This is a genomic window from Stieleria sp., assembly GCF_041595215.1.
Taxonomy (GTDB): Bacteria; Planctomycetota; Planctomycetia; order Pirellulales; family Pirellulaceae; genus Stieleria; species Stieleria magnilauensis.
The window spans coordinates 1-5,810 of record NZ_JBFHKV010000514.1; the positions used below are offsets into that span (position 1 = coordinate 1).

Consider the following 5,810-nt stretch of genomic DNA (forward strand, 5'->3'; position numbering starts at 1 on the left):
GGAATCGTGCAGACGGTCGAAGGTCCCATTCAATCGAATCAAAAGCTGACCATTGTCGAAGACGGCGAAACCACGAAGTGACGACCTCGCAGCCCCGGCATCGATTTCGATGACCGTCGCAAAGCTCGTGTTCGCGCCCGCTGTCCTGGCCATCACCATCGCCTCCACCGGCTGCTCTCCGTCCTCACCGCCTCCGCCGGGCAAACCGATGGAAACGCTGGTTCCCGCGGTGGAAAAGAACAGCGATTCGAAGACGCAATACCCGACGCAATGGCTGGGGGGCCAAACTCTGACCGTCGCCCCAGGCGTCCACGTGCTCGGGGAAATCAGCCCCAGCGCCGTGCACGCCATCGAAACCGACGACGGCATCATCCTGATTGACTCGGGCGGCGACGAGCAGGCGCGCGGAGTGCGTGAATCGTTGCTGTCGGTCGGTTTGCGGCTGGACGATGTGCGCTATGTGTTGATCACCCACGCACATTACGACCACGTGTTCGGCGTCAACAAGATCCGCGAGATGTCGGGCGCGACCGTCGCTGCGGGCAAGGACGACTGCGACGTCCTGCGCAGCGCGGACCTGCCGGCGTTGTATTCGGTGTTCCCCAAAATTTCCTACTCGGGCGATCCGATTGCTGTGGACGTCGAACTGCAGGACGGGGACACGATCGAATTAGGCGGCGTCACGATCGAAGCCATCGCCACCCCCGGCCATACGCCGGGCAGTACGTGTTATCTGCTCAACAAGGACGGTCAAGAAATCCTGTTCTGCGGCGACGTCATCTCGTCGATTGATTTTGGCCCCGCGACCTACGCCGCCAAGCTTTCACCCAAGTATCGCGGCGACGCCGACGCGTTTGTGGCCACCGTCGATCGCCTGCTGCAGCGTCAGCCCCCCGACTTGCTACTGACCGGTCACCCCCGGCAACAAAAACGATTGCAATCGATTCGGCTGGATCCAGCCACCTGGAAAGGGCTGTTGGAGCCCGCGCGTGCCGAACTGCAAGCGATAGCCGATCGGCACCGGCGCGATGGCGCCGATTTTCTCGATGGCAGCCCCAAACAGATTGAACCCGGTCTGTATTACCTGGGAGACCTGGATGGCACCGCCGTGTACGGCCTGCTTCGCGAAGAGCAATTGTTCGTGGTCAACGCTCCCGGCGGAGAAGGATTGGTCGAATTCCTGAGGACGCAACTTGAATCGCTGGGCGTGACCCACACGGCGCCTGCGGCGATCTTGCTGACGTCTGACTCGCCGGAGGCCCGTTCCGGACTGGCCTCTGTTGCGAAAAGCACGGTCGTTGTTGCGCCGCGATCGGTGGCTGATTCACTGAGAGCCGAGGGGTATGTCGTCAAGACGCCGGCGGATGCGGACGCAGCGATGCCACTACCCGTCGAGGTGACGGAGTTACCCATTGGGCTATGCTATTCTTATTCGACAGACGGCAAGACGGTCTTGCTGACTCCCGCGGCACCGCGAAACCTGTCCCTGGTCTGGAAGAACCGGCTCAACGGACGTAAGACGATGGGCGACCTGCAACCGCAAATGAGTGACTTGATCACCGAACTCAATGCAGCGGCCAACCGAGTGGTGGACTACCGGAAAACGCTGGAAACATTGAGTCGCTTTGAACCCGATGTCTGGCTGCCTTCGCTTCCGCTAACCGATCAAAATGCCAATCTGTACGACGACGATTGGCACGACACCCTTGAAAACAACCTGCGTCCGGTCGAGACACTCGAGCGCCGCTTTTAAAGTGGCGACCATGGCCGATCGAACGTCAGAACGCCGCTGCCCGGCGGATCACGGGTCGAACGATCGTTCGATGAGTGCCGTAACGATGAACATGAATCGATCGATGACCCGCACGCATTCTATATCCCTGACCTGGCTGTTCGGCCTGTCCGTCGTGTTGGCTTGCGCCGGTTGCGGCACGGGGGACCGTGCAACGTCACCGCAGGAAACGGCCCCAACGCAGTCGGGCGACGATGATACGTCTCGATTGGAATCGGCGTTTGCGTTGATGCAGCAGGGACAAACCGATCAAGCCCTCGAACGCATCCAGCAGGTCCTGATTCGCTCTCCCAAGAATGTCGACGCGTTGAGTCTGGCGATCGAACTGTACAACCAGCGCGGCGAGTTTTGCCAGGCCGCCGATCTGGCAGCAACCGTTGCCGAAATTGATACGGCGCGGGGCTCCCAGATCCTGATCCGCGCCTTTGATTGGAATCTGCGCTGCGGCGACTTTGCGGCGGCGGAAAAGAATTTGCGGCGTGCGGAAGCATTGGACCCGAACAACGTCGATGTCCATCGCATGCTCGCCCAATTGCTCAATGCACAAGGCCGGCGTTTCGAAGCCAGTCGACACGTCCGCCAGTTGATCCGGCTTCGGTCGGTGCAGCCCAACGAGACGCTCAGTTTGATCGACCTTCAGGGGCCCTTTTACCTGGTCTCGTTTGCCGACTTTGTCAAAGACAACGCCGTCACCCTGTTCTCGCTGGGCGAGGCCCGTGAGCTGTACACGCGGATCAACGCCGAGGCGAGCGAAGTGTTGGCGCTGATGCAGCGGATTCGGCAGGCGTTTCCCGACAGTGCCGCCGCGGCAGCACTGCACGGGCGAATCCTAGCCGAAACCGGTCGACAAGAGGCGTTGGCCGAATGGGCCAAAAACGTTCCAGCAGGGACGCAGGAACAACCCGAATACTGGAGTGCGATCGGCAGCTGGATGGCTTTGCAAGATCGCCACGAGGAAGCGATTCGGGCGTTCGGCGAGGCCCTTCGACGCGACCCCACCGATCGTGAATCATTGCGCTCGATGATTCAATCCTTGGTCTCGGTCGGCCAGGAATCACACATCCCCGAATTACGTCAACGGCTTGCGGTGCTCGATCGGATCTTTCGCATCGCCAAGGAGGCGGACGCCGAACAATCGCTGTGGATTTCCCAGCGGCTTGGGGAACTCGCCCGCCCCTGGGAATCCTGTGCCTGGCTGATGCGCGAGGCTCAACTGTCCGGGGCCATGTCCGAGCGTGTTCCGGAATTGAATCAACGGCATCAAGCCATTCTCGCCTGGGAACGTGGCGCCAACGAAACGCAGATCGGAACGGCACAGCTGACACGTCTGCTCGGATTCGACATCCAACAATGGCCGTTACCGGAGCTGGACAGTCGCAAACCCACCACGCCCGCCGATCCGACACCATCGGCCGATCAGGGACTACGTTTCGTCGACGTCGCCCCCGAATTGAAACTCGAAGCACGGTATGTGGGTGGGTTCGCCACCGATGGAAGTGAGTTTTACCCTTACGAGGTCAACGGAGGCGGACTGGCAGTGCTCGATTACGACTTGGACGGTCGCTGCGATCTCTACATGGCGCAGTCCGGTGGCACTCCGGTCGAACCGGGTTCGTCCATGCCCAACCAGCTGTTTCGTTTTGTGGCCGAAGGTGGCTTCGGCGAAGTCACCGAGCAAGCCGCGGTGGGCGACCGCCACTTCGGCCAAGGTGTCTGCGTCGGTGATGTGAACCAAGACGGATTTCCCGATCTGCTGATTGCCAACATCGGCCCCAACGTTGTCTACATCAATCAGGGCGACGGCACGTTTCGCGATGCGAGCGGCACGCTGTTGGACAGCGCCGCCAACTGGACCTCATGCATCGGACTGGCCGATCTGAGCGGCGATGCGCTCCCCGACATCATCGAGATCAATTACATCGACGATCCGCTGGCGTACACGGTCCGTTGCACGGACGACCACTTGCCATGCCAACCGCAACGCTTCAATGCCGCCTCGGACCGCATTCTGAAACTGCGTCCGAACGGGCAATTTGCCCCGTGGTCCCAGGCCGCCGAGATGCGCTCCAACCCGAAACTCGGCTTCGGATTGGTCATCGCAAATTTTGACGGAAAGCTGGGCAACGATTTTTTCGTCGCCAACGATGGCGATCTCAATCATTTCTGGGTCAGTTCCACACCGGCCGCAGCCAGCGACGACCGATTCTCGATCGTCGAATCGGCCGCTGTGCGGGGCTGCAGTATCGGCAAGGGCGGTGATAGCCAGGCATGCATGGGTGTGGCGTCGGGCGATTTCGATCGCGACGGACAACTCGATTTGCACGTCACCAATTTCCATAACGAGTCGGTGAATCTGTTCACACAAAATGAGCCAGGATTCTTCTTCGACGAATCGCTGCGGTACGGACTGCACGATCCGTCCTTTTCCGTGCTCGGGTTTGGAACGCAGGCGGCCGATTTCGACAACGACGGTTGGCTTGACCTGGCCGTCTTGAACGGCCACGTGTTCGACGCCCGGGACGAAGGCATTCCGTTTCAGATGATTCCCCAACTGTTCCACGGCAGCCAACAAGGTTTTCAGCTGCAGGACCGATCCACCGCGGGCCAATACTGGCAACAGCAACAGCTCGGACGCACGTTGGCAACGCTGGATTGGAATCGCGACGGACAGATGGATCTGGTCGCCAATCATTTGGACCTGCCCGTCGCGCTGTTGCAAAACGTCTCCAAGTCGCAGCACTGGATTCAATTCGAATTGATCGGAGTGGATTGCGAACGCGATGCGATCGGTGCCGAGGTGCGGATCCGAGCCGGCCAAGACCGCTGGAGTGGCTGGCAAACCGGCGGCGACGGTTACATGTGCAGCAACGAAGCGGTGGTGCACTTCGGGGTCGGTGCGGTTGAGTCCATCGATCAGGTAGAAATCCGCTGGCCCGACGGTCGCACCGAGACGTTCGAGAACGTCGACACCAACACCCGTTATCTGGCTATCCAGGGCACCGAGGGGCTGGAGAAGCGTTGATCTGGGGTCCGTTCAACGGCGATACAGCCCCGATTCCCCTTCAATGACTAAGTAGCGATGGTTCGCTTCGACGTCGCTGAAGCGTTGGCTGCGGCCCGATGGCCATTCGATCACGACCTGCTCGATGGTTTCGTGTGGTCCGATTCCGAAATCAATCATCGGCTCGTTGCTGCACAACAACCCATCCCCACCGACCATCCAGCCCACCCAGCTTTGATCACCGATCGTGAGGGTGACCTTGGCACCGATCGCGTCTCGCTCGCTGGACGTCCCGATCAACTCCAATTGCAGGGCATTTTCGGTCGCGGTCTGATTTTCCAACAGTGCCGCAGGCGCGTCCAAGTGGTTCGTCACCAAGTCGGGCTTCAAGTCTCGGTTGAAATCCAAGACGGCCATGGTGCGGCCGAGGGCGGGGGTCGACCAATAGCGGTCGGCCGGGTTCTTCAATTCAAACCCGTCAGCGTCGCCCCGAAAGAACTGGGGCTGCATCTGATAGGCACGCCCACGGTGACGGTGGTCGGTCACGTTTCCGTTGAGCACGGGCAAATCGAGCCAACCGTTGCGATCAAAGTCGATCGCTTGCGTGCCCCATCCGACCGTCATACGGGTGTCTTCGTACATTCCGCGTTTCGCGTTGACGTTGGTGAACACACCCGGGATTTCCTGGCTGTACAGGTCCGCCGCTTGGTTCCAAAAATTGGTGATGTGCAGATCCAGCAAGCCGTTACGGTCGAAATCACCCGCGGCGATTCCCATGCAACCTTGCCGTTGGCCGAGCAACCCGAAGGCACATCCGGTGATCTGTGCACTTTCCCGCAGCGTGACCGGGGCCGATTCGGAATCTCGATGCGACAGCCAAAAATGGTTGAACTCGGTGTCGTTGGCGATAAATAGATCGTTCCCGTTGCGGTCGTCAAAATTCGCGATCACGCCGGCGAATCCATAGTTGGGTTTTTCGTCCATTGCGACAAAGCCATCCCACCGCAGGATCTGACC

At 59.9% G+C, this 5,810-nt stretch carries 3 protein-coding genes; 2 read left to right on the forward strand and 1 reads right to left on the reverse strand.

What is annotated here, in order from left to right; genetic code table 11:
- Nucleotides 1-109: 109 nt before the first annotated feature.
- Both ABX749_RS19075 and ABX749_RS19080 read left to right on the forward strand, forming a co-directional pair.
- Complete coding sequence (locus ABX749_RS19075) at nucleotides 110-1,753, forward strand: MBL fold metallo-hydrolase (RefSeq protein WP_372897362.1); 1,644 nt, start codon at nucleotides 110-112, stop codon at nucleotides 1,751-1,753.
- 70 nt (nucleotides 1,754-1,823) lie between these two features.
- Nucleotides 1,824-4,814 (forward strand): FG-GAP-like repeat-containing protein, encoded by a 2,991-nt coding sequence (locus ABX749_RS19080; protein WP_372897363.1) that lies wholly within the window; start codon nucleotides 1,824-1,826, stop codon nucleotides 4,812-4,814.
- 12 nt (nucleotides 4,815-4,826) lie between these two features.
- Here ABX749_RS19080 and ABX749_RS19085 read toward each other — a convergent pair.
- Nucleotides 4,827-5,810: ASPIC/UnbV domain-containing protein (locus ABX749_RS19085; RefSeq protein WP_372897364.1), on the reverse strand; the 984-nt coding region annotated here is incomplete at its 5' end.